Here is a 20,160-nt window from a genome sequence, read left to right as displayed (position 1 = left end):
GCATGGCGTGGATCTACTGTAGAGCCGGGCCCATGCTCGGCTTCACCATCAGGCAGCAGCAACAACAGCCGAGCGTGGGCTCGGCCCTACAGAAGCGCGGGATCCGGCGCCTGCAGCCAGGCCAGCTTGCGTTCGCGCGGCTGCTGCTTGAGCTGCCATTCGGCCCGTGACGCGGCGGCCCGGTCCGGGTATTCGCGCACGGCCAGCACGCGCAGCGGTGGCCGCGCCCGGGTGTAGCGCGCGCCCTTGCCGGCCTGGTGGGCAGTGAAACGCGCGTCCACGTCGGTGCTGATGCCGGCGTAATAGCTGCCATCCCGGCATTCGAGCAGGTACAGGAACCAGGGGCGGAGGGACGGGGCCATGCCCGGATTATGCCGTGCTGCACTGCAGCGGATATACTGGCGGCCGAATGCAGGAGAGAGGCGCCGCGCTGGCGCCCGCCGAAGGCGCAGGCTCCCATGATCGCTCAGGCCGGTGGGCTGGAATCCCACCAACCATGCATTCGACTCGCCGAGCTGGAGAGAGGTCACCGGGTACGCCCGGGACGATCCGCCGAAGGGGCACGCGGCCCATGTCGCTGAACTCTCAGGCAAAAGGACAGCGGGAGCGGCACCGGTCATCGTCATCCCGTCATTGCGCAGGCACTGGCGGTAGTCGCGCATGGCCGGCCCCACCGCGCCCGGAGCCTGTCCCATGCTGCTGTCCATCATCTACCTGATTGCCATTTCCGCCGAGGCCATGACTGGCGCACTGTCCGCAGGCCGCCGCCGCATGGACCTGTTCGGTGTGGTCATGATCGCCTGCGTCACCGCCCTCGGCGGCGGATCACTGCGCGACATCCTGCTCGGCCACTATCCGCTGGGCTGGGTGAAGCATCCCGAGTACCTGGGCTTCACCGTATGCGCGGCGCTGATCGCCACCTGGGTCGCACGTTGGATGCACCACTTCCGCCGCACCTTCCTGGTACTCGACGGCCTGGGCCTGATCGCCTTCACCCTGATCGGCTGCTCGATCGCGCGCGAAGCCGGCCATGCGATGCCCATCGTGCTGATTGCCGGCATGCTGACCGGCGCGTTCGGCGGCGTGCTGCGCGACATCCTCTGCAACGAGGTACCACTCATCTTCCAGAAGGAGCTGTACGCGATCATCGCGCTGCTGACCGGCGCGGCCTACCTGTTGCTGCTGCACTGGGGCGTGGCCGATGCCACCGCAATCCTGTGCTGCCTCGGCGGCGGCTTCGCGCTGCGCCTGCTGGCGATCCACTACCGCTGGGAAATGCCGAAGTTCGTCTATCACGACGAAGTGCATTGAACGATGGCGTGTTCGCCGGGCATGGCCCGGCGCTACAGAAGAGCGGTATCCACGCATGGCGTGGATCTAGAGCATGAACTTCATGGGGCTGCCCCCCGCGCGTATCCGCTCTGGATAGTCAGCCGACGGATACCGTTGGGGTCCGCATCCCCAATCGGCGCCGGAATCGTCGACTTCCAGCAGCGCAGGATCAATCCATTGGCACAAGTAGTCGCTATCAGATCGCCTATCGAAGCCCGGGCAGTTCACTTTGCCCTCCACGTCAATGGAGTTGTGGGTGCTGCCGAGGTAGCTAGCGGTCAGGTGCCCCGCCACTTGTGTGTAGGTGCCGGTCTCGAGGAAGGTCTGAACAGTGATGTTGCCACCTACGGACAGAATCCCATCATTGAGTGAGCACGCGTACAGATGATCGCATTCCAGCTCATCACGCACGAACACCCAACCACCACAGTCGAGATTCCGGGCCCTGAGGCTCCCCAGTACGATCACGCAGAGCGTCTCGCTCAGATCGTTCAGTATCAGCGTGCCGTCTGCGATCAGATCACCATCGACAATCACGCAGTCGGTCTCGCAGTCGGATTTCCAGTCGCCACCTAGCGTTGTCGCAGGCACTACTTTGAATGAAGGCTCGTAGTCATCGGGCGCGGGCTCGGGAGATGCCGTGATCACCGCCCGGGCCTTCAGCGCAGGCCGCAGCAGCCCCTGGTCCCCTTCGCTGCTGTGGATCCTGATTCTTTCATCAAGATCCGCCAGCAGGCGCGCCTTCTCGAGGGACGGCTCAAACCAGTCTTCGATGACAGATACGGCATCTTCAGCGATTCGCCCGCCTTTCAAGCTCACGAGCGCCTTGGCAGCTTCACCGGAAATCGACCGACAAGCTGAATCCAGAAAGTTGTCATCCGGGAAAACACGCATTGGCGGGGTCCAGTCAGGCGAGGAACCCCATCTTCGGCCGAAATCGCAGGAGGACTCCATACAACTCTTCCGAAATCCTGCCGTGTGGCTCGCTGATATCCACGCATGGCGTGGGTCTACGTCTCACACCACCCCGGCGATGTACCTAGCGCTGTCGCTCATGCGCAGCGCCAGGCGCATCGCCGGTGCAGATGGGCCGGTCTCCAACTCCGACCGGCCCTGATCGCGGCCGCACCCCCGCAGGCGCTGGCCGCCATCCACACACGTGCCGCACTCAAGCGGCTTCGGACACCTTTACGTCGCGACGGGCGCGCACGGCCGCGGCCAGTCGCTCCAGCACCGTCACGGTGGTGTCCCAGTCGATGCAGCCATCGGTGATGCTCTGGCCGTAGACCAGCGGCTGGCCTTCCACCAGTTCCTGGCGGCCCCCGACCAGATGGCTCTCGATCATCACGCCCACGATGCGCTCTTCGCCGTCTTCCAGCTGAACAGCAATGTCCTCGATCACCTTCGGCTGGTTCTCCGGGTTCTTCAGGCTGTTGGCATGGCTGGCATCGATCATCAGGCGCGCCGGCAGCTTGGCCTTGGCCAGCGCCTGGCAGGCGTCGGCAACACTGGCTGCGTCGTAGTTCGGCTGCTTGCCCCCACGCAGGATCACATGGCAATCGGGGTTGCCGGTGGTCGACACGATGGCAGTGCCGCCCTGCTTGGTGACCGACAGGAAGTGATGCGGATTGGAAGCCGCACCCACCGCGTCGGCGGCGATCTTCACGTTGCCATCGGTGCCGTTCTTGAAGCCGACCGGGCACGACAGTCCCGAGGCCAGCTCACGGTGCACCTGGCTTTCGGTGGTACGCGCACCGATCGCGCCCCACGCCACCAGATCGGCGATGTACTGCGGTGAGATCACGTCGAGGAATTCAACACCCGCCGGCAGGCCAAGCTTGTTGATGTCGCGCAGCAGGCCACGGGCGATGCGCAGGCCCTTGTCGATCCTGAAGCTGCCATCCAGGTCCGGGTCATTGATCAGGCCCTTCCAGCCCACCGTGGTGCGTGGCTTCTCGAAGTACACGCGCATGACGATTTCCAGCTCGCCTGCCAGCGCGTCGCGCAGTGGCTTCAGGCGCTGGGCGTACTCGATGGCGGCGTTCGGGTCGTGGATCGAGCACGGGCCCACCACCACCGCCAGGCGGTCGTCACGGCCGTGCAGGATCTGGTGCAGCGCCGCGCGCGAGGCGCTGACGGTGCCGGAGGCTTCATCGTCACACGGCAGCATCGCCAGCAGCTGGGCAGGCGGTGTCAGCGGTTCGATGGTGCGGATACGCAGGTCGTCGGTGTGCGGGGGCATTGCAGGAGATCTCCGGAACGTTGGGGGTCCCCAGCGCGGCGGCATGAAAAAAGCCGCCAGGTTCGCTGGCGGCTTTCGGGAATGCGTCTGAAGCTTTCTTCAGGGTGAGCGCAGTCCTTCCTCCGCCAGTGGCTTCGGAAAGTAATACCAGTAAAAACGGGTAGCGGCTGCGTTCATGGGATCTATTGATAGCACAGCTTTTGCGCAGTGCAAAATGTTTCATCCGCAACTGGGGCGCGGTTCAGCGATGCGCCCGCCCGCGCAGCCCACGCGGTGGTCGCCGTGCAACGTCGCTCATCTGCCATGCACTTCCACGTCCAGCAGCAGGCCTTCGTGGATATCGGCCCAGCGCTCCAGCACCCGATCCAGCTCCTGCCGGGCCTCGTCCAGCTGCTCGGGGTTGAGCAGGGAGCGTGCGGTGTAGAGGTCGGAGACCAATCGACGCAGGGCCGATTCCGGGATGGCCACCGACGGGTTCTCCTGCCCCGGCAACTGCAATGCCGGGCACTCGCCAAGCGGACCGAACAGCGTGACCTCGAGCTTGCTCTGCATGATCAACGTCCCTGCGGATGGACATGGGCAACGCACTGTTTACCGTGTATCGGTGACAGGCGCATGTGCCGCCCATGGCGGGGACCGGGATCTGCCGTCGTCTGCCGCCCCGCTACAAGGCGGCCAGGTCGGCCAAGTGCTGGGCCATGCTGTCCATCGCGCCCACCGCATGGGTGGTGGTGAAGTACTCATGCCAGCCGGTAGCGGCAATGCCAGCCACCAGCGCATCGACCTCCTCGCGGCTCGCGCAGCGCCAGACCGCATAGAACTGTTCATCGCTGCTATGCGGTACGTCCCTGGCAATGCGGCCCATCGCCAGCGGCGTGATGCGGGCTGGATCGAACTGCTGCATGCCGGCGCCAATACGGGCGAAGAAGGCATTCCGCTGCTCGGGCGGCAGTGTGGTCCAGGCCGGCGTGGCGGTATAGAGCTCGATGAAGGTGTGCGACATGGTGGTTCTTCCTTGAGGTTGACGGGGTTGCGGGGTTGTCGGCCAGCATCCGGCACTACCGGAGCGAGCGCAGTGCGCGTTTGCGGATGTAGGCGTTGGCGTCGCTGTGGCGCTCGTGCTGCCAACGCGTGCACAGCACGCGCAGCCACTTCGGCTGAGTCTTGCCGGCATCATTGAGCCAGTTGCCGACCGAATCCTGCACGTAGCGTTCCGGGTCGTCAGCCAGTGCTTCCAGCATCGGCAATGCATGTTCAGGGTGCTGCTTGAACAGCGCGATATGCGTAGCCCAGACGCCCCGGGGACGCAGCGCCTCGCAGGCGAAACGGCGCAGGTACGGCGATACTTCCTGCGTCCACGGTTGCAGGTACCCAAGCGCCTGCAGCGGTGCAGCAACGATGTCCGCGCGCAGTGCCAGCCAGGCCCATTCGCGCACGCCGAAGTGCGGGTCATCGGCCAGCGTTCGTATCGCCTGCAGCTTCCCTGCCAGGGGCGTGCCGGCGTCACTGCCGATCAGGTAGCAGGCCCAGCCGCGCACGGTGTCGGACGCATGGTCCTGCCATTGCACGGGATCGCCCTGCCCCGCCTCACGCAGCAGTTGCGCAGCCAAGGCCATGCGCAGTGTGATGCCCTTGCCTGAAGCATCCTGCATGCGTTGCAGCGCTTCCGGTGCAAGCGCAGGCGCTACCACCTGCAGCAGCGCGGCGAAATCCACCGCCAGACACTCGGCCAGGTGGGTGGCGGCGACGCGGCCGGTGCTGAGCGCACGCAGGCGTTCGGCCGCAATAGGCGCGCTCATGCAGCGGATTCCTGCCCGGCATCGGTGTGCTGCCAGACCTTGTGCAGCAACCGTGAAAGCTGCTGCTGTTCGTCGGCCTCCAGCCCGTTGAACAGGCCCCCGATCCACTGCGTGTGCTGCTCGAACAGCGCCTCGGCGAGGCGTGTCCCCTGTGCGGTCAACACGATCCGCAGGCGGCGGCCATCTTCGGCATCGCTGTGGCGCTGCAGCAGGCCTTCGCGCTGCAGGCCGTCGAGCAGGCCACTGATGGTGGCGCGGGTCACGCCGGCACGCTCGGCCAGCTCATGCGGCGGCAGCGAGCCACCGGCCCCGTGCAGCAGGAACAACACGATGAAGCGGCCTTCGCTGAGGCCATGCGGTGCCAGCCGTGCGGCGCAGTCGTGGTCGATGGCGGCAGACAGTGACAGCAGTTGGAAGCACAGGCGCAGCTGGGCCAGGTTTACCTCGCCGCGGCGCGCAGCTTCCTTGAGCAGAGCGGTGTGTTTTGCTTCCAGCATGCCGGCCACCATGTGATTAGGCACCTAATCATAATCGATTTTCGCCCATGGAACCACGCTGTGCGGAGCATGCGGGGCCGGGTCCGGCCAAGCCCGCGCATCGCCCAAAAAGAAAAACCCCGCCTTGCGGCAGGGTTCTTCTCTACAACGGGAAGGTATGCCGACCCAGGGCCGGCATCCCAATGCCAGGGGCGAGGACTTAGAAGTCCATGCCGCCCATGCCACCCATGCCGCCCATGCCACCGGCGCCGCCCATGGCCGGCTCGTCCTTCTTCGGAGCTTCGGCCACCATGGCTTCGGTGGTGATCATCAGGCCGGCGATCGAGGCCGCGTTCTGCAGCGCCGAACGGGTCACCTTGGTCGGGTCCAGGATGCCGAACTGCAGCATGTCGCCGAACTCGCCGGTGGCCGCGTTGTAGCCGAAGCTGCCGGTGCCTTCCTTGACCTTGTTGATGATGACCGACGGCTCGTCACCGGCGTTGGCAACGATCTCGCGCAGCGGGGCTTCCATCGCACGCAGGGCAATCTGGATGCCGTGGTTCTGGTCTTCGTTGGCGCCCTTCAGACCGGCCAGCGCGGTGATCGCGCGGACCAGGGCAACACCGCCGCCCGGGACCACGCCTTCTTCAACGGCTGCACGGGTGGCGTGCAGGGCGTCGTCGACGCGGTCCTTCTTTTCCTTCATCTCGATTTCGGTCGAGGCGCCGACCTTGATCACGGCAACACCGCCGGCCAGCTTGGCCACGCGTTCCTGCAGCTTCTCGCGGTCGTAATCGGAGGAGGTGTCCTGGATCTGGGTCTTGATCTGCGCCACGCGTGCATCAACGTTGGCCTTGTCGCCGACGCCGTCGATGATGGTGGTGTTCTCCTTGGAGACCTGCACCTTCTTGGCGCGGCCCAGGTCCTTGATGGTGGCCTTTTCCAGCGACAGGCCGACTTCTTCGGAGATCACGGTGCCGCCGGTCAGCACGGCCATGTCTTCCAGCATCGCCTTGCGACGGTCGCCGAAGCCCGGGGCCTTGACGGCCACGACCTTGACGATGCCACGGATGGTGTTGACCACCAGGGTCGCCAGCGCTTCGCCTTCGACTTCCTCGGCCACGATCAGCAGCGGCTTGCCGGCCTTGGCGACGCCTTCCAGCACCGGCAGCAGGTCGCGGACGTTGGAGATCTTCTTGTCGTGCAGCAGGATGAACGGGTCATCCAGGTCAGCGGTCTGCGACTGCTGGTTGTTGATGAAGTACGGCGACAGGTAGCCGCGGTCGAACTGCATGCCCTTGACCACGTCCAGCTCGTTGTCCAGGCCCGAGCCTTCTTCAACGGTGATGACGCCTTCCTTGCCGACTTCCTTCATCGCGTCAGCGATGATCTGGCCGATCGACTCGTCCGAGTTGGCCGAGATGGTACCGACCTGGGCAATCGCCTTGTCGTCGGCGGTCGGCTTGGAGATGTTCTTCAGCTCGGCGACGGCGGCCGACACGGCCTTGTCGATACCGCGCTTGAGGTCCATCGGGTTCATGCCGGCGGCCACGGCCTTGGCGCCTTCGCGGATCAGGGCCTGGGCCAGCACGGTGGCGGTGGTGGTGCCGTCGCCGGCATCGTCGTTGGTGCGCGAAGCAACTTCCTTCACCATCTGCGCGCCCATGTTCTCGAACTTGTCAGCCAGTTCGATTTCCTTGGCGACGGAGACGCCGTCCTTGGTGATGGTCGGGGCGCCGAAGCTCTTTTCCAGCACGACGTTGCGGCCCTTCGGGCCCAGGGTGGCCTTGACGGCATTGGCGAGAACGTTCACGCCGCGCACCATGCGCGAACGGGCATCTTCACCGAAACGGATATCCTTGGCAGCCATGTGCAGTTACCTCATCTGGTAGCGCCGGGCCATGCCCGGCGGCTGGGTGTTGGAATCAGGGGATGGAACAGGTCTCGCCGGGGCTCAGCCGATGACGGCGAGCACGTCGTCTTCGCGCAGGACCTTGTACTCGACGCCTTCGCTCTTGTACGAGCTGCCGGCGTACTGGCCGTAGATGACCTTGTCGCCGACCTTCAGCGACGGCGCGCGCACGTTGCCGTTGTCCAGCGGCTTGCCCGGGCCGACGGCCACGACCTCACCCTTGGTGGACTTTTCCTTGGCCGAGTCGGGGATGACGATGCCACCGGCGGAGATTTCGTCGGCTTCGATCGGCTTGACCACAACGCGGTCGTGCAGCGGCTTGATGCTCATAGGAGACCTCTTAAGTGATTGATTGGTCTAAAAAAGTCCGGCGATGTTAGCACTCGCCCCAGGCGAGTGCCAGAACCGCACGTGAAGAAACCCGACAACGTCGGGAGCAGGGCAGAGATGGAGCCCCGCCGCCCCCTTTCAAGGGCGGAATGAAAAAAATTTTTCCACCCGCGCGCCTCGGCCAGGGCTTCGGTCCAGATCAATTTCGGTGACAAGCGTCGCACTGTCAGACATCTGACGTTCATTTACGACAAAGTGTCACTGGATCGGCCTTAGGCTCGGTCCGGCATTCCCAATCACAAGGAGGAGTCGATGCGATTGCTGTCCCCGCTTGCCGCTGCCTGCCTGCTGGCGCTGGCCGCTGCGCCGGCCCAGGCCGAGGTCTTCATCAACGAACTGCACTACGACGACAGCACCGCCGCCGGTGACGTCGGCGAAGCGATCGAGGTCGTAGCCACTGCCGGTGAGGACCTGTCCGGCTACCGCCTGTACCTCTACAACGGCAGCAATCCGTCCGCCGCCACCGTCTATGCCAACAACCCGGTCCCGGCCGGCACCGCCGCCGGCTGCGGCAGCGCCACCATCGCCGTGGTCAGTTACCCGACCAACGGGATCCAGAACGGCCCGACCGACGGCATCGCCCTGGTCGATGCCAGTGGCAAAGTGGTCCAGTTCCTCAGCTATGAGGGCGCCATCACCGCCTCCGGTGGCCCTGCCGCCGGCATGACCAGCCAGAACATCCCGGTAGCCGAGACCAACAGCACCGCGCCGGGCACCTCGTTGCAGCTGACCGGCAGCGGCAGCCAGTACACCCACTTCACCTGGGCCGAATCGGCCGGCCAGACCTTCGGCAGCTGCAACAACGGCCAGACTTTCAGCGGCGGTGGCACGCCAGGCCCGAACACGCCGCCGTCGGTGTCCACCACCACCCCGGCGCAGGGCAGCAGCACCTTCCCGGCTGCGGCCGATCTGGAAGTGGTGTTCAGCGAAACCGTGAACCTGGCCAGCGGCGCGTTCGCGCTGAGCTGCGGCACCTCCGGCAGCGTGCCGCTGACCTTCCCGGCCAGCGGCCGCAGCGTGAAGCTGTCCACCAACACCGCGCTGGTGGCCGGTGAAGCCTGCCGCTTCGACATCCGCGCCGCGCGCATCACCGACCTGCTGGGCGCGCACCCGGCCGCCGACAGCCGCATCGCCTTCACCGTGGCCAGCACCGGCGGCAATCCGGACCCGGGCAACCCGGGCGTGCCGGCCGGCTACTACTCCAGGGTCAACACCAGCAGCCCCAGCCAGCTGCGCTGCTCGCTGCACGCCACCATCAAGGGCCATACCGCCTACCCGTACAGCGGCTCGGGCACCAATACCTGGACCATCCTGGAAATCGCCGACGAGGATCCGAACAACCCGAACCGCATCCTCGATGCCTACCGCAACCGCAGCTACGCCAAGGTCAGTGATCGTGCGGGCACCGGCAGCGGCCTGACCTACAACCGCGAGCACACCTGGCCGAACTCGCTGGGCTTTGCCAGCACCACCGGCGACAAGGGCCTGCCCTACGCGCCGTACACCGATACCCACATGCTGTACCTGACCGACGCGCAGTGGAACGCCGACCGCGGCAACAAGCCGTTCGGCAAGTGCGATGCCAGCTGCGGTGAGCGTGCCACCGAAGCCAACAATGGGCAGGGCGGCGGCAGTGGTGGCTATCCGGGCAACTCCAACTGGGTGCGCACGCCGGACGGCAACACCGGCACGTTCGAGGTGTGGGGCAAGCGCAAGGGCGACATGGCGCGCGCGGTGATGTACATGGCGATCCGCTATGAGGGTGGCAAGGATGCGGCCACCGGTCAGTCCGAGCCGGACCTGGAGCTGACCGACGACCGCAGCAGGATCGTCAAGACCAGCAGTTCGCCGGCCTACATGGGCCTGCTGTCGACGCTGATCGACTGGCACCTGTCCGATCCGCCGGATGATGCCGAGCGTGCCCGCAATGACGTGGTCTACAGCTTCCAGGGCAATCGCAACCCGTTCATCGACCACCCCGAGTGGGCCACCCCGGCCCTGTTCACCTCGGCCAAGCCAGCCACCTGCCAGCTGGCCAACTGACCGCGCAACGCTGCGGTCCACTGCCGCCGCCGGGCCCTGACCCGGCGGCGGCCCTATACTCGACGGTCATGTCGACCGTCGATCCCGTCCTGCTGCTGTTGACCACCTGCCCGGACCGGGCCAGTGCCGAGCGCATCGCGCACGCGCTGGTAGGCGAGCGCTTGGCGGCGTGCGTGACCCGCCTCGACGGCGCACAGTCGACCTACCGCTGGCAGGGCGAGGTGACCACCGACGCGGAGCTGCAGCTGCTGGTGAAAACCACCTCGAGCCGCGTCGATGACGCAATCGCCCGGATCGTCGAACTGCATCCGTATGAACTCCCGGAGTGCATCGCGGTCGAAACCCGGGCCGGCCTGCCGGCGTATCTGGATTGGATCCGGGCACAGACCCGGGAGGACACTGATTGAAGACTCTGTTTGCGCGTGGCGCTGCCTTGTGCGCCCTGTTGTGCCTTTCGCTGCCCGCCTTCGCCCTGGATGAGAAAGACCTGCTGCCGGTGGACCAGGCGTTCGCATTGACCGCCACTGCCCCCGAACGTGGCCAGGTGCAGCTGCAGTTCAAGATCGCGCCAGGCTATTACCTGTATCGCCACCGTACCAGCGTCAAAGCCGACCCGGCCTTCAATGCCGGCGCGCTGCAGATGCCCAAGGGCGACAAGCACCACGACGATTTCTTCGGCGAGGTCGAGACCTATCGCGAGCGCCTGCTGGCCACCCTGCCCGGCACGCCGACCGACGCTGCCGGCACCATCAGCCTGGAAGTGCGTTATCAGGGCTGCGCCGATGCCGGTGTCTGCTACCCGCCGCAGAAGCGCGTGGTGCAGGTCACCCTGCCGGGCGCCGGTGCGGCGGCGGCGGTGCCTGCCGCGCGTGCCGGTGCGGCCAGCCCGTTCAATAACCCGCTGGCCGGTGCCGGCAACAGCGGTGGCCTGCGCCTGCCGGGCGCGGCCAACAACAGCCAGGCCCTGCCGCTGCCGTCGGAACAGGCGTTCGGCTTCGATGCCATCGCCAGCGACGGCAACACCCTGCTGCTGCGCTTCAGCCCAGCGCCCGGCTATTACCTGTATCGCGACCGCACCTCGCTGAAGCTGGAAGGCAGCGCCGGCGTGCTGGCCGGCAAGCCGCGCTGGCCAGCCGCGCAATCGCATCGCGACGAGCACTTCGGCGATGTCTCGGTCTACTTCAACCAGGTGGAAGTGCCGCTGCCGCTGCGCCGCGCTGTCACTGATGCCGTCGACAGCACCCTGGTGGTGACCTTCCAGGGCTGCCAGACCGATGGCATCTGCTACCCGCCGATGACCCGCCGGGTGAAGCTGTCGATTCCGGCCGGCAAGGTCAGCGCCAGCGCCGACCAGGCGCCAGCGCGCAATGACGTGATCAACCCGCTGCCTGCTGCCAACGGTGCACCGCGCGAAGCCGCCAACGGCGCCCCGCTGCGCCTGCTGCCAACCGTGCCCAACACGGATGTAGCGGCACCGGCCGCCGCAGGTGGCGCCACCGCCAGCAGTGAATTCGCCACCGATGCACAGGGCGACAATGCGCTGCGCACGCGTCCGCCGGTGACGACGCCGAATCCTGATCGTTCGTTCGTCTGGGTCCTGCTGCTGGCGCTGGCCGGTGGCCTGGTACTGAACCTGATGCCCTGCGTGCTGCCGATCCTCTCGCTGAAGGTGCTGAGCCTGGCGCAGAGCGGCGAAAGCGCGCAGCGCGCACGCAGCCACGCGCTCTGGTACACGCTGGGCGTGCTGGTCGCGTTCGCCGTGATCGGCGCGTTGATGGTCGGCCTGCGCGCGATCGGCAATGCCGTCGGCATCGGCTTCCAGCTGCAGCACCCGGGTGTGGTGGCGGCGCTGGCCTACATCATGTTCGCGGTAGGCCTGAGCCTGTCCGGCGTGTTCACCCTGGGCGGCGGCATCGGCAATCTGGGCCAGTCGCTGGCCAGCCGCAGCGGCCCGGCCGGTGACTTCTTCACCGGTGCACTGGCCTGCGTGGTCGGCAGTGCCTGCGTCGGCCCGTTCATGGGTGGCGCGATCGCCTACGCGTTCATTGCCCCGCCGCTGAAGGCGATGACCGTGTTCCTGTTCCTCGGCCTGGGCCTGGCGCTGCCGTTCCTGCTGATCGGCTTCGTGCCGGCGCTCGCACGCCGCCTGCCCAAGCCGGGCCCGTGGATGGAAACGCTCAAGCACGTGCTGGCCTTCCCGATGTATGCCACCGCGCTGTGGCTCCTGTGGGTGCTGGGCAAGCAGCGTGGCGTGGATGGCATGGCGCTGGTGCTGGGTGGCCTGCTGCTGCTGGCGTTCGGCCTGTGGCTGTTCGAGCGCAACCGCTGGACCGGCTCGCGTGCGGTGACACTGCTGGGCGTACTGCTGGCGATCGGCGCGCTGGTGCCGGCCTGGGGTGTGACCCAGCTCGCACCGCCGGCGCGGGCCGCACAGGCCGCCAGCGACAACGTGGTCGAGTATTCACCGCAGTTGCTGGACCGCCTGCGCGCCGACAACCGGGTGGTGTTCGTCAACATGACCGCCGACTGGTGCGTAAGCTGCAAGGCCAACGAGCGCGCCGTGCTGTCGCGGCCGGAATTCAAGGAACTGCTCAAGCGCACCAACGCGGTGTACATGCGCGGCGACTACACCAATGTCGACCCGCAGATCACCACGTTCCTGGAAGAGCACAAGGCCGTCGGCGTGCCACTGTACGTGGTGTACGGCCCCGGCGCGCCGCCGACCGTGCTGCCGACCCTGCTGACCCAGGCGGTGGTGGAGGAAGCGCTGCTGCGCACCGCACGATGAAGTGGCAACGGCCAGCGCTGCTGTGGACAGCGGTGCTGGCCGCCGGCCTTGGCCTGTGGGCCGGCCATCGATTGACACCGGCGCCGGTGGCGCCTGAGGCCGTGCCGGGAGCGCCTGCTGTGGCGGCTGCCGCACCCACCCTGCAGGTCGGCGACAGCCTGCCCGCACTGTCGCTGCTGGATCTTGAAGGCCGGCCGCTGGACCTGCGCCAGCACGCTGGCGGTCGCCCGCTGTTGATCAATGTCTGGGCCAGCTGGTGCGCGCCCTGCGTTGAAGAAATGCCCGAACTGGCGCGTTTCGCACATGTCCAGGGCGAGCACGGTGTGCAGGTGCTGGGACTGGCGCTGGATACGCCGGAGGACGTGCGCCGTTTCCTGCAGCGGGTACCGGTGGATTACCCGATCGTGATCGAGACCCCGGGGCCGCGCGATGCCAGCGTGCAGCTGGGCAATACACAGGGCCTGCTGCCCTACAGCGTGCTGTTCGATGCACAGGGGCGGCTGGTGAAGGCGAAGCTGGGACCGTTCGCCCACGGCGAGATCGACAGCTGGGTGAAGTGAGGGTGTTTTTTTGCAGGGCTTGCAGCCCTGCACCCTGCTCAATGCAACGGCAACGGCCAGAGCCAAAGCCAAAGCGGGCTTTCCGTGGGATGGCGGGGTGGGTCCGGTTGAGGGGGCGTGAGCCGCATGGATGCGGCGACCGAGCTTACATGGGCGAGGGCGCTTTGCTTGCGAAGCACTGCTTCGCAAGCGCCCGAACGCACAGCCGCCAGCGGCTGGGCCGGGCCCCGGAGGGGGACTTGCAGCGTCCCCCTCAACCGGACCCACCCCGCCAACCCACGGAAAGCCAGCTTTTGACGTTGACGTTGCTCCGGCTTGTAGCGGGTGCAGGGCTGCAAAGCCCTGCAACAAAACCCTCCTTGACCGTAGCCCGTCCGCCACGGAGAATTCCGCGATTAATTCTCATTTGCTGTTGCGCAGGATGCGGGCGGCAGCCTTCGGGGCCCCCTCCTTCGATGTTCAAGAACGTCCTGTTCCAACTGCACTGGCTGCTGGGCATCACCGCCGGCGCCGTACTGGCCGTGATGGGCCTCAGCGGCGCCGTGCTGTCCTTCGAGGATGAGCTGCTGCGAGCGGCCAACCCCGGCTTCGCCGAGATCGCTGAACACCATGCTGATGGCCAGCTTCCGCTCGAACTCAGCGAACTGGCAACGCTGCTGCAGGCCGGCGGTGATCGCCCCCTGCAGCGCCTGCGCGTGGATGCCACCGGCCAGCGACCGTCGGTGGCGCGCTTTGCTGGCGGCAAGGAACACTGGGTGTACTTCGACCCCTACAGCGGTGAGCGCTTCAGCGCCCTGCGCGGGCAGGCGCTCTTTGACTTCGTCGAGGACCTGCATCGGCATCTTGCCGCCGGTGAGCGCGGCAAATGGATCACCGGCAGCTGCGCCATCGCCCTGCTGTTCTTCACCTTGTCCGGGCTCTACCTGCGCTGGCCACGACGCTGGTGGCACTGGCGCAGCTGGCTGGCAGTGGAGTGGAAGCGCAGTGGACGCGGCTTCCTGTGGAGCCTGCACTCCGTGGCCGGCACCTGGGTGCTGTTGATCTACCTGATGAGTGCGCTGACCGGCCTGTGGTGGTCCTTCAACTGGTACCGCAGCGCAGCCAACACCCTGCTGGGCGTCGCACCGGCCGCCAAACACAAGGTCGCCGCCGACGCCGCCCTGGACCTGGAGCGCATCGAAGCCACGCTGTATGCGCTGCCCGGCGTGCGCACCGGCTACATCGACCTGCGTCTGCCGGAGAAACCGGGGCAGGTACTGAATGTGCGCGTGATGGCCGGTGACCCGTCGCAGCGCGGTGGGCGGCATGACCGCGCGCACGATCTGCTGCAGCTGGATCCGGCCAGCGGGGCCATCCTCGATTCACGCCCCTACGCGCGCCAGGGCACCGGAGGACAGCTGGCCACCAGCGTGTTCGCATTGCACTCGGGCAGTTACTTCGGCATGCCCGGGCGGGTGGTGGTGATGCTCAGCAGCCTGGGCATGAGCCTGTTCTTCATCACTGGCTGGCTGCTGTACCTGGACCGGCGCAGCAGCCAGCGCGCTGCGCGCGGGCTGCGCAAGTCGCTACCAGCAACACCTGCAGATGGCGATGGCACGCCGTGGCTGGTGGTGCATGCCAGCCAGAGCGGACTGGGCGAACAACTCGCATGGCGCGCTGCCGCGCAGCTGCAAGCATCCGGCCATGCAGTGCAGGTTCTGCCGCTGGCCCGCGTCGATGCCGCGCGGCTGGCACGCACCGCACAGGCATTGTTCGTGCTGAGCACCTTTGGTGATGGCGAACCTCCGGATGCGGCGCGGGGCGCTGCGCGACGGCTGCTGGCACAAGCGCCGGATCTGTCGGGCCTGCAGTTCGGCCTGCTCGCCCTGGGTGACCGCCAGTACCCGCATTACTGCGGCTTTGGCCGCCAATTCGATGGCTGGCTGCTGGGCAACGGGGCACGTGCGCTGTTCGAGCGCATCGATGTCGATGCCGCTGCGATACCGGCGCTGCGCCAGTGGCAGCAACATCTCGGCGCGCTGACCGGCATCGCCACCGATGACAGCGTGTTGCCGACCGCGACGCAGATGCACGAGTGGCGCCTGCTCGGCCGTGACCGCCTCAATCCAGGCAGCGTGGGCGGCGCCATCTGGCACATCCGTCTTGCGCCACCGGCCGATGTGCAGTGGCAGGCGGGCGACATCCTGCACATCGCGCCCCGCCACAACGCGCGGCACGCCGTTGCGGTGCTGAAGGCACATGGGCTGGATCCCCAGCAGCCGCTGCTGATTGACGGCCAGCCGCGCACGCTGTTGGCGCTGGCCAGCGAGCGCGAGCTGCCCGATGCCGATGCTGCGCTGGCGGTGCAGGATGCCTGCCTCTGGCTGGCAGGGCTGCCACTGCTGCCGGGGCGCGAGTACTCCATCGCATCCTGTACGGATGACGGTGCCGTCGAACTGGTGGTACGGCTGGTCCATGACGAAACCGGACGCACCGGCCTGGGTTCGGGCTGGCTGTCGCTGCATGCGCCTGTCGGTGCCAGCATCGTGGCCCGTGTGCACCGCAACCCCGGTTTCCATCGCGTTGGCGGTGCGCCAATGGTGCTGATCGGCAATGGCACCGGCATCGCGGGCCTGCGCAGCCTGCTGCGCGAAGCCGCGCATGCAGGTGAGCACGGGCACTGGCTGCTGTTCGGCGAACGCCAGCGCGCGCACGACTTCCTGTTCGCCGATGAGATCGAAGCGTGGCAGGGCGATGGCCATCTCGCGCGGGTGGACCTGGCGTTCTCGCGCGATGGTAAGGGCGGCTATGTGCAGGATCGCCTGCGTGCGGCAGCCGATGCCCTGCGCGACTGGATGCAGCGCGGTGCGGTCATCCACGTCTGCGGTTCGCTGCTGGGCATGGCCGAAGGTGTGGACCAGGTGCTGCGCGAAGCACTGGGTGATGAAGCAGTGGAAACGCTGCTGGAGACCGGGCGCTACCGTCGCGACGTGTATTGAGCCACAAGGGTAGTACCGGCCGCCGGCCGGCACTACCGGAGCAGGATCAGGCCGCAGCGCGCGCCTGTGGCATCGACTGCAACTGGAACGCGCCCACCGCTTCGGCCAGCGCGTGTACCTGCGCCTGCATCTGCGCGGTGGAGGCACCCGCCTCTTCCACCAGGCTGGCGTTGCACTGGGTGCTGGCTTCCATCTGCACGATGGTCTGCTTCACCTGCGCGATGCCGGCATGCTGGTCCTGCGATGCACTGCGGATACCGGCCAGCAGCTCGGCCAGCTGCTGCACGCTGCCAACGATCTCGCCCATCGTGATGCCCGCCTGCTCGGCCTGCTGGTTGCCCTGGCCAACACGCGCCACCGAATCCTCGATCAGTCCTTTGATCTGCTTGGCCGCTTCGGCACTGCGCTGGGCCAGCAGGCGCACTTCCGCAGCCACCACGGCGAAGCTGCGGCCCTGCTCACCTGCGCGCGCAGCTTCCACCGCGGCATTCAGCGCGAGGATGTTGGTCTGGAAAGCGATGCCATCGATCAGCTGGGTGATGTCGCCGATCCGCCGCGAGGCCTCGCTGATGCCATGCATGGTTGCGACCACCTGGCCGACGGCCTCGCCACCGCGCTGGGCCACCGCGGCCGCCCCCTGCACCAGGGCATCGGCGCGGCCCGCGGCATCGGCATTGCGGCCAACGGTGTCGGTCAACTCGTGCATCGACGCTGCCGTCTCTTCCAGGTTGGCCGCCTGCTGTTCGGTACGCTGCGACAGATCATGGTGACCGGCAACGATCTCACCCACACCGGTGTCGAGGCTGGACGTCGCCTGCTGGATGCGGGTGACGATGCGGCCCAGTTGCGCGACCGTGGCGTTGGCATCGTCGCGCATGCGTGCGAACACGCCCTGCAGCTCACCTTCCATGCGCACGCTGAGGTCACCACGGGCCAGCGCCGCCAGAAGCGCCTGCAGATCGCCGAGGTTGGTCTCGAAGGTCGCCAGCAGGCGGTTGATGCTGGTCGACAACGTGCGCACGAAGCCCTGTTTTCCCTCCAGCGCGATGCGGCCGTGCAGGTCGCCATGTGCGGCGGCGTCGACCAGTGCTGCCACTTCGGTTTCCAGCAGCGTTTCCAGCGCGCGGCTGCGCCACTCCACTGCCACGCCGAGGAAATGCCCTTCGTCGGTGATGGCATTGGCGATCAGCTGGTAGCGCACGCCGGCATGGCCGATCTCGCGCTCCTCGCGCTGGCGTACGCCGGCCAGGCTGGCCAACGCCGGATGCAGGCGTACCGCGTCGCTGCCCACCAGCGCTTCGTTCGGCAGTTCAAGCAGCTGCAGCAATGCCGGGTTGGCGTAGGCGACCTGCCCTTCCGCATCGATCACCATCAGGCCGGTCTGCGCGCTATCCAATGCCTGGCGCACGCGGGTGTTGCCGCGTGCCACCGCGCGCTCGGTCTCGATGCGTGCGCGCAGGCGCTGCTGCATGTCGACCAGGCGCTGGGCCAGTTGGCCGATCTCGTCGTTGGCGTTGTAGATGCGCAGGGTGGTGTCGAGGCGGTCGTCGGCGATGTCGCTGGCGAAGCGCAGGGTGTCCTGGATCGGCCGGCGCACCGCACGCAGCACCAGCACCAGGCTGGTGATCAGCACGCCGGCCACCAGCAGCAGGGTCAGTGCGAACAGCACGCTCATGGTGCGCGCGCCGGCCTGCTGGCGTGCCTGCGCCCTGGCCAGCGCCGCCACCTGCGCCCGCTGGAATGCGGCCAGTGCAGGCGCTACGTCCGCAGCGGCACCCAGCAGCGACTGCGCTTCCACATCCAGGCCGACACGGGCAGCGGCATACCCCAGCAATGCGGCCTGATACGCCTCCATCCCGGTGCGCAGGGTGTCCTGCACATCCGCAGGCAGGCCCGCCAGCGCGAGGTCGAACGGCAGCTTCTCCTCGCTGGCGCGGTCGGCGTGGGTGGAATCACCGTCCAGCAGCAGCAGTGCCTCCTGCCTTCGCATCTTCTGCAGGGACAGCGCCAGCGCGGGCCGTTGCTGCACATCCACCTGCGCCTGCAGAGTGTCGGCGGCCTGCTGCAGCTGCGCAGCGAGGCCGGCATCACCACGGCCCATCTCGTCGACCCGTTCGAACAGGGCGGCCACACCCTGCGAGAACGCGTCGGCGGCTTCGGTCAGCGCCTGCAGAGCCTTGCGCCGGCCAGCATCCATCGGCATCGCGCGCAGCGCCTGCAGATCGGTCTGCAACGCCTTCTGCGTGGCCAACAGCTGCGCGCGGTCGGCATCATCGAAACTGCGTGCATACTGGGCCTGCAGGCGACGCGCTTCGGCCACCCGCGTGGACAGGCTGGCAGCCAGATCGCTGCCGCGCTGGTAGCTGGCTTGGCTGCGCGCAGCCAGTGCGTTGGCATGGCCAGTCCAGGCGTAGACAGCAGCGATCGCCACCAGGCCCAGGCCGCAGATCCACAGTGTGGCCTTGAGCTTGTTGGCCACGCTGAGCCGATGTGGCTGCAGCCAGCGCAGCAGCCCAGGGGACGCCGAGTGCAACGCAGCAAGGCGCGTGCGCAGGGACCGGAGGTGGGGGACGACGGCCGACATGACAGACTCCAGGCGGAAAGACGCATCTGTATCGGCCTGACTCAGGACAACTTTAGGGCGCTCCTGGTCCACTCCCACCGATTGCTGGCGGACGCGGCCTTTGTACCCGGCACAGGCGACAGGGGGATGACACCCGCGCAATGCTTGACCTCAACCCCGGTTGGGGGAGCACAGTAGATCTCCCTCCCCCGCCCGGCGCGCGCATGACGACGCTCGATGTCCCCCGCTACCTGCAACGCCTGCAGCTGGATGCACCGCCACCGCTGACGCTGGCGGGCCTGACCCTGCTGCAGCAGCGCCACAACGCACTGCTGCCGTTCGAAACCCTCAGCTGCCTGCTGCGCGATGCAGTACCGATCGACCTGGACAGCGTGCAGCGCAAGCTGCTCGACGACCGTCGTGGCGGCTACTGCTTCGAACTCAATGGCGGCCTGCTGGCACTGCTGCAGGCGCTGGGCTTCGATGCACAGCCGTTGAGCGCGCGCGTGCTGCTGGCCGCCCAGGACGGCGAACTGACCGCACGCACCCACCTGCTGCTGCGCGTGCAGGTGGACGGCGATGACTGGCTGGTGGATGCCGGTTTCGGCAGCCTGACCCCGACCGTGCCGCTGCGCGTGCATGATCCGCAGCCACAGGCCACGCCGCACGAGCGCTACCTGCTGCGCCGACTGCCTGGCAACGGTGATTTCGTGCTGTCGGCCGAGTCCCACGATGGCTGGCGGGCGATGTATCGGTTCGACCTGCAGGCGCCGGCACCAATCGACAACGTGGTGGGCAACTGGTACGTGTGCACCCATCCCGATTCCAGCTTCCCCGGCCAGCTGCGCGCATCGCTGACCGGGCCGGACTGGCGCCGCACGATCGGCAGCGGCAACTACACCGAGTACCGCCCCGGCCAGGTACCGGACAAGCGTCCGCTGCACGATGTTGCCGACGTGCGCGAGGTACTGCAGCAACGCTTCGGCATGCAGTTGCCCGAAGACCCGCGGCTTGACCCGGCGATCAATGACTGGCTGCAGCGCTCACGCGCCGCAACCTTGTAGCGCCGAGCCCATG

The 20,160-nt window shown here is 67.0% G+C and carries 17 protein-coding genes and 2 riboswitches; of the genes, 7 read left to right on the top strand and 10 right to left on the bottom strand.

Annotated elements, in window-relative coordinates; translation table 11 throughout:
• Positions 1-86: 86 nt before the first annotated feature.
• Complete coding sequence (locus R5H29_RS10725) at positions 87-362, bottom strand: GIY-YIG nuclease family protein (RefSeq protein ID WP_332329160.1); 276 nt, start codon at positions 360-362, stop codon at positions 87-89.
• 40 nt (positions 363-402) lie between these two features.
• Positions 403-492: riboswitch (glycine riboswitch) on the top strand.
• A 13-nt stretch (positions 493-505) separates the two neighbouring features.
• A riboswitch (glycine riboswitch) is annotated at positions 506-611 on the top strand.
• An 82-nt stretch (positions 612-693) separates the two neighbouring features.
• On the opposite strand from R5H29_RS10725, the gene R5H29_RS10720 reads away from it, so the two are divergent.
• Positions 694-1,311 (top strand): trimeric intracellular cation channel family protein, encoded by a 618-nt coding sequence (locus R5H29_RS10720; protein WP_005411215.1) that lies wholly within the window; start codon positions 694-696, stop codon positions 1,309-1,311.
• 66 nt (positions 1,312-1,377) lie between these two features.
• Here R5H29_RS10720 and R5H29_RS10715 read toward each other — a convergent pair whose 3' ends face one another.
• The 8 genes from R5H29_RS10715 to R5H29_RS10680 form a co-directional block, all read right to left on the bottom strand.
• Positions 1,378-2,226: a hypothetical protein gene (locus tag R5H29_RS10715; RefSeq protein WP_171952580.1), complete on the bottom strand. Its 849-nt coding sequence runs from the start codon at positions 2,224-2,226 to the stop codon at positions 1,378-1,380.
• A 274-nt stretch (positions 2,227-2,500) separates the two neighbouring features.
• Positions 2,501-3,574, bottom strand: a complete 1,074-nt coding sequence (locus R5H29_RS10710; RefSeq protein ID WP_332329159.1) for a 3-deoxy-7-phosphoheptulonate synthase — start codon at positions 3,572-3,574, stop codon at positions 2,501-2,503.
• Between the two features lie 294 nt (positions 3,575-3,868).
• Positions 3,869-4,126, bottom strand: coding sequence for a hypothetical protein (locus R5H29_RS10705; RefSeq protein ID WP_111097643.1), 258 nt, complete (start codon positions 4,124-4,126; stop codon positions 3,869-3,871).
• A gap of 112 nt (positions 4,127-4,238) precedes the next feature.
• Positions 4,239-4,577: a DUF6616 family protein gene (locus R5H29_RS10700; RefSeq protein WP_010481139.1), complete on the bottom strand. Its 339-nt coding sequence runs from the start codon at positions 4,575-4,577 to the stop codon at positions 4,239-4,241.
• Between the two features lie 55 nt (positions 4,578-4,632).
• On the bottom strand, positions 4,633-5,373 hold the full coding sequence (locus R5H29_RS10695; protein WP_332329158.1) for a DNA alkylation repair protein: 741 nt from the start codon (positions 5,371-5,373) through the stop codon (positions 4,633-4,635).
• Positions 5,370-5,870 carry a MarR family winged helix-turn-helix transcriptional regulator gene (locus R5H29_RS10690; RefSeq protein WP_227844028.1) on the bottom strand — a complete coding sequence of 167 codons (501 nt, stop codon included), beginning with the start codon at positions 5,868-5,870 and terminating at the stop codon, positions 5,370-5,372. The genes R5H29_RS10695 and R5H29_RS10690 overlap by 4 nt, the downstream gene beginning before the upstream one ends.
• Before the next feature lie 199 nt (positions 5,871-6,069).
• On the bottom strand, positions 6,070-7,719 hold the full coding sequence (groL, locus tag R5H29_RS10685; RefSeq protein ID WP_005411226.1) for a chaperonin GroEL: 1,650 nt from the start codon (positions 7,717-7,719) through the stop codon (positions 6,070-6,072).
• A gap of 84 nt (positions 7,720-7,803) precedes the next feature.
• Positions 7,804-8,091, bottom strand: a complete 288-nt coding sequence (locus R5H29_RS10680) for a co-chaperone GroES (protein ID WP_005411227.1) — start codon at positions 8,089-8,091, stop codon at positions 7,804-7,806.
• A gap of 312 nt (positions 8,092-8,403) precedes the next feature.
• On the opposite strand from R5H29_RS10680, the gene R5H29_RS10675 reads away from it, so the two are divergent.
• The 5 genes from R5H29_RS10675 to R5H29_RS10655 all read left to right on the top strand — a co-directional run bounded on the left by R5H29_RS10675 (position 8,404) and on the right by R5H29_RS10655 (position 16,520).
• Entirely contained in the window at positions 8,404-10,194 is a 1,791-nt protein-coding gene (locus tag R5H29_RS10675) for an endonuclease (protein ID WP_155030199.1), read from the top strand.
• Between the two features lie 68 nt (positions 10,195-10,262).
• The gene (cutA, locus tag R5H29_RS10670) at positions 10,263-10,601 is read left to right on the top strand and encodes a divalent-cation tolerance protein CutA (protein WP_019660807.1); all 339 of its coding nucleotides are present in this window, start codon (positions 10,263-10,265) and stop codon (positions 10,599-10,601) included.
• Positions 10,598-12,982 carry a protein-disulfide reductase DsbD gene (locus tag R5H29_RS10665; protein ID WP_332329157.1) on the top strand — a complete coding sequence of 795 codons (2,385 nt, stop codon included), beginning with the start codon at positions 10,598-10,600 and terminating at the stop codon, positions 12,980-12,982. The genes cutA and R5H29_RS10665 overlap by 4 nt, the downstream gene beginning before the upstream one ends.
• On the top strand, positions 12,979-13,542 hold the full coding sequence (locus R5H29_RS10660; protein ID WP_155030201.1) for a TlpA disulfide reductase family protein: 564 nt from the start codon (positions 12,979-12,981) through the stop codon (positions 13,540-13,542). The genes R5H29_RS10665 and R5H29_RS10660 overlap by 4 nt, the downstream gene beginning before the upstream one ends.
• A 455-nt stretch (positions 13,543-13,997) precedes the next feature.
• On the top strand, positions 13,998-16,520 hold the full coding sequence (locus R5H29_RS10655) for a sulfite reductase flavoprotein subunit alpha (protein ID WP_332329156.1): 2,523 nt from the start codon (positions 13,998-14,000) through the stop codon (positions 16,518-16,520).
• Positions 16,521-16,566: 46 nt separating this feature from the next.
• On the opposite strand, the gene R5H29_RS10650 is transcribed toward R5H29_RS10655, so the two are convergent.
• Entirely contained in the window at positions 16,567-19,104 is a 2,538-nt protein-coding gene (locus R5H29_RS10650; protein WP_332329155.1) for a methyl-accepting chemotaxis protein, read from the bottom strand.
• Positions 19,105-19,307: 203 nt separating this feature from the next.
• Between R5H29_RS10650 and R5H29_RS10645 the strand changes: the two genes are divergently transcribed.
• Positions 19,308-20,147 carry an arylamine N-acetyltransferase gene (locus R5H29_RS10645; RefSeq protein ID WP_332329154.1) on the top strand — a complete coding sequence of 280 codons (840 nt, stop codon included), beginning with the start codon at positions 19,308-19,310 and terminating at the stop codon, positions 20,145-20,147.
• Positions 20,148-20,160: the final 13 nt, after the last annotated feature.

The sequence above is a fragment of the Stenotrophomonas sp. A3_2 genome, from assembly GCF_036624925.1.
Classification (GTDB): Bacteria; Pseudomonadota; Gammaproteobacteria; order Xanthomonadales; family Xanthomonadaceae; genus Stenotrophomonas; species Stenotrophomonas hibiscicola.
This window is presented reverse-complemented; position numbering and strand designations above follow the sequence as displayed.

What these genes read in the sequence shown, in the direction of transcription:
- R5H29_RS10720 (WP_005411215.1), top strand. Translation starts at nt 694, where the DNA reads ATGCTGCTGTCCATCATCTACCTGATTGCCATTTCCGCCGAGGCCATG.
- R5H29_RS10725 (WP_332329160.1), bottom strand. Translation starts at nt 362, where the DNA reads ATGGCCCCGTCCCTCCGCCCCTGGTTCCTGTACCTGCTCGAATGCCGG.
- R5H29_RS10645 (WP_332329154.1), top strand. Translation starts at nt 19,308, where the DNA reads ATGACGACGCTCGATGTCCCCCGCTACCTGCAACGCCTGCAGCTGGAT.
- groL (WP_005411226.1), bottom strand. Translation starts at nt 7,719, where the DNA reads ATGGCTGCCAAGGATATCCGTTTCGGTGAAGATGCCCGTTCGCGCATG.
- R5H29_RS10715 (WP_171952580.1), bottom strand. Translation starts at nt 2,226, where the DNA reads ATGCGTGTTTTCCCGGATGACAACTTTCTGGATTCAGCTTGTCGGTCG.
- cutA (WP_019660807.1), top strand. Translation starts at nt 10,263, where the DNA reads ATGTCGACCGTCGATCCCGTCCTGCTGCTGTTGACCACCTGCCCGGAC.
- R5H29_RS10655 (WP_332329156.1), top strand. Translation starts at nt 13,998, where the DNA reads ATGTTCAAGAACGTCCTGTTCCAACTGCACTGGCTGCTGGGCATCACC.
- R5H29_RS10650 (WP_332329155.1), bottom strand. Translation starts at nt 19,104, where the DNA reads ATGTCGGCCGTCGTCCCCCACCTCCGGTCCCTGCGCACGCGCCTTGCT.
- R5H29_RS10700 (WP_010481139.1), bottom strand. Translation starts at nt 4,577, where the DNA reads ATGTCGCACACCTTCATCGAGCTCTATACCGCCACGCCGGCCTGGACC.
- R5H29_RS10695 (WP_332329158.1), bottom strand. Translation starts at nt 5,373, where the DNA reads ATGAGCGCGCCTATTGCGGCCGAACGCCTGCGTGCGCTCAGCACCGGC.
- R5H29_RS10690 (WP_227844028.1), bottom strand. Translation starts at nt 5,870, where the DNA reads ATGCTGGAAGCAAAACACACCGCTCTGCTCAAGGAAGCTGCGCGCCGC.
- R5H29_RS10680 (WP_005411227.1), bottom strand. Translation starts at nt 8,091, where the DNA reads ATGAGCATCAAGCCGCTGCACGACCGCGTTGTGGTCAAGCCGATCGAA.
- R5H29_RS10675 (WP_155030199.1), top strand. Translation starts at nt 8,404, where the DNA reads ATGCGATTGCTGTCCCCGCTTGCCGCTGCCTGCCTGCTGGCGCTGGCC.
- R5H29_RS10705 (WP_111097643.1), bottom strand. Translation starts at nt 4,126, where the DNA reads ATGCAGAGCAAGCTCGAGGTCACGCTGTTCGGTCCGCTTGGCGAGTGC.
- R5H29_RS10710 (WP_332329159.1), bottom strand. Translation starts at nt 3,574, where the DNA reads ATGCCCCCGCACACCGACGACCTGCGTATCCGCACCATCGAACCGCTG.
- R5H29_RS10660 (WP_155030201.1), top strand. Translation starts at nt 12,979, where the DNA reads ATGAAGTGGCAACGGCCAGCGCTGCTGTGGACAGCGGTGCTGGCCGCC.